Origin of the sequence: Streptomyces diastatochromogenes (assembly GCF_002242805.1) — a bacterium.
In the GTDB taxonomy this organism is placed as follows: Bacteria; Actinomycetota; Actinomycetes; order Streptomycetales; family Streptomycetaceae; genus Streptomyces; species Streptomyces diastatochromogenes.
Genome location: NZ_MCGQ01000173.1, coordinates 1 through 2,030 on the forward strand (window position 1 = coordinate 1; position 2,030 = coordinate 2,030).

Here is a 2,030-nt window from a genome sequence, read left to right on the forward strand (position 1 = left end):
CCTCTCCACTGGCCACGGTCAGCACCACCGCGCCGCCGAACCACCCTGCGTGCCGGATGAGTTGACGCCGAGTCATACCGTGCTCGGTTTCAGGCTGACCGGCGTCGTCGGCCGGTGTTCCATCGTGACTGTCGTAGTAGTCGGTCATCAGGTCACCTCCACGGTGGCGGTCATGAACGGATGGATGGTGCAGAGGTAGGCGTAGGTGCCGGGCTTGGTGAACGTGTAGCTGTAGGCGGCGTCGGTGGCCAGAGCGGCCGAATGCAAGGGGCCGCCCGATCCGGCGCTGGTGACGGTGTGGGCGTCGGTGTCCTGATTCGTCCACGTCACCGTCGTGCCCGCTTTGACCTTCAGCGTGGCCGGGGAGAATGCGAAGTTCTTGATCGCCACGGCATTCCCGGTCACCGGCGCGGCCGCCGCGCCCGTGCTCGAGGGACTCATGGGCATGCTCATGCTCGGCATCGGGGAGGCAGCGCCGGGAGCGGAGCCCACCGTTCTCTCCGACCCCGTGGCACCGGGCATTCCTGCCGTCTGGTGCTGACCCGGACCGGGCGTGATGGCGCCGGCCCCGATGGACGAGGAGTGCGACGACTGGGCGCATGAGCTGAGGAGCCCCAGCGCAGCGGCAGTGGTGGCGACGGCCAGCCCGGCCGCAGCGCGTGATCGCCGACCTGGCGGGCGAAGGTTCAAGTACATGGTGTCCGTTCCTCACTGATCAGGCGGAGACGGGAACTGCGCCGGCTCGGGCGCACGCAACCGCAGGGATGTGTGTGGTGAATGCCGTGTTCATGGGCACGCGCCCCTCACGGACCCAGCGAACGAGCATGGGCGATGCCCCGCGCCGACCGCCCGCCTCGACGTGCCCGGGCTGCGCATCCGCCCTGCCCCGCCACGAAGATGCAGGCGGCATGCGGCAGTTCGCCCGAGCGGGGAGCCGCGTGCGACTCGGAGGCAGACCGGCCACACCCGTACGGGTGATGCGCACGCTGGTCCGGATGGAGTTCTGCCCCGGTGGTCGCGCAGCCCCCGATCACTGTGTGTAGAGCCGTCGCCGTGGTGCGTGCTGGGCACGGGCCGGGGCTGCAAGGTGGCACCGGCTTCGATGCACGGGGGCGGGGCGAGCGTGGCCCGTGGCGAGAGCGTGTGCGTCGCGTGGTGCATTGCGGTCACCTCTGTTTCATCCTTTGCCGCATGGGGAAACGATGATGAGTTGCGCGTAAGTCGGCACTTGTTCGTCTCCACGGACGGTGAGGGTCCTGCGGTTCGCTGGATTCGCACCTTTTGTGAAACTTCTTGGGATCGGCGCAGATCAGCCGCCCGCCCCCCGGGCCCCAGCGCGCTTGATCCTGGAGAGGCCGTAACACCCGGCGAGGACGTGCGACCCGCCGCACTCACAGAGCGTGACCAGCATCGAGCTGCTCGTACAGGACAAAGCGGTGCATTTACGCGATGATCGGCTTATGCCCTGGAGTTCCCGAAAACGTGGTCCAAGGACCGATCCGGATCGCTCCGCGCACCGTGTCTCTGGTAGAGGGACCCTTTCGACCGCAGATGAGGAACTGCTGCGCACTCTGTACGCGGAGCACGCAGGAGCCCTGTTCCACTACGTGCTGCGACTGACCTCAGGAGACTGGCAATGGGCAGAGGACGTGGTGCAGGAGACACTGCTGCGAGCGTGGCAGCATCCCGACGCGTTCGACCCCGCACGCGGCCCGGCCCGGGCATGGCTGTGTACGGTCGCCCGGCACCTGGTCATCGACGCCCACCGGGCCCGGCAGTCGAGGCCGGCCGAGGTCGGTGGCGATGTGCTGGAGCGAGCCGCCGAGCAGAAACCGGGCGAGGACGAGATCGAGCAGGCACTGCAGAGCTGGGCGGTTGCCGAAGCCGTCCGGTCACTGTCCCCGGACCACCGCGCCGTCCTGCTGGAAACCTACTACCGGGGCCGGACCATGGCGGAGGCCGCACAGGTGCTGGGCATCCCGCTGGGCACCGTGAAGTCTCGGACGTACTACGCCCTGCACGCCCTGCGC

2 protein-coding genes are annotated in these 2,030 nt (G+C 68.4%); one reads left to right on the forward strand and one right to left on the reverse strand.

Annotated features, from left to right (window positions below):
- Nucleotides 1-147 precede the first annotated feature (147 nt).
- Nucleotides 148-441, reverse strand: coding sequence for a plastocyanin/azurin family copper-binding protein (locus BEK98_RS47440; protein ID WP_094222979.1), 294 nt, complete (start codon nt 439-441; stop codon nt 148-150).
- 1,019 nt (nt 442-1,460) lie between these two features.
- On the opposite strand from BEK98_RS47440, the gene BEK98_RS47445 reads away from it, so the two are divergent.
- Nucleotides 1,461-2,030, forward strand: a 570-nt coding sequence (locus BEK98_RS47445) for a sigma-70 family RNA polymerase sigma factor (RefSeq protein ID WP_094222980.1), incomplete at its 3' end; no start/stop codon positions are given.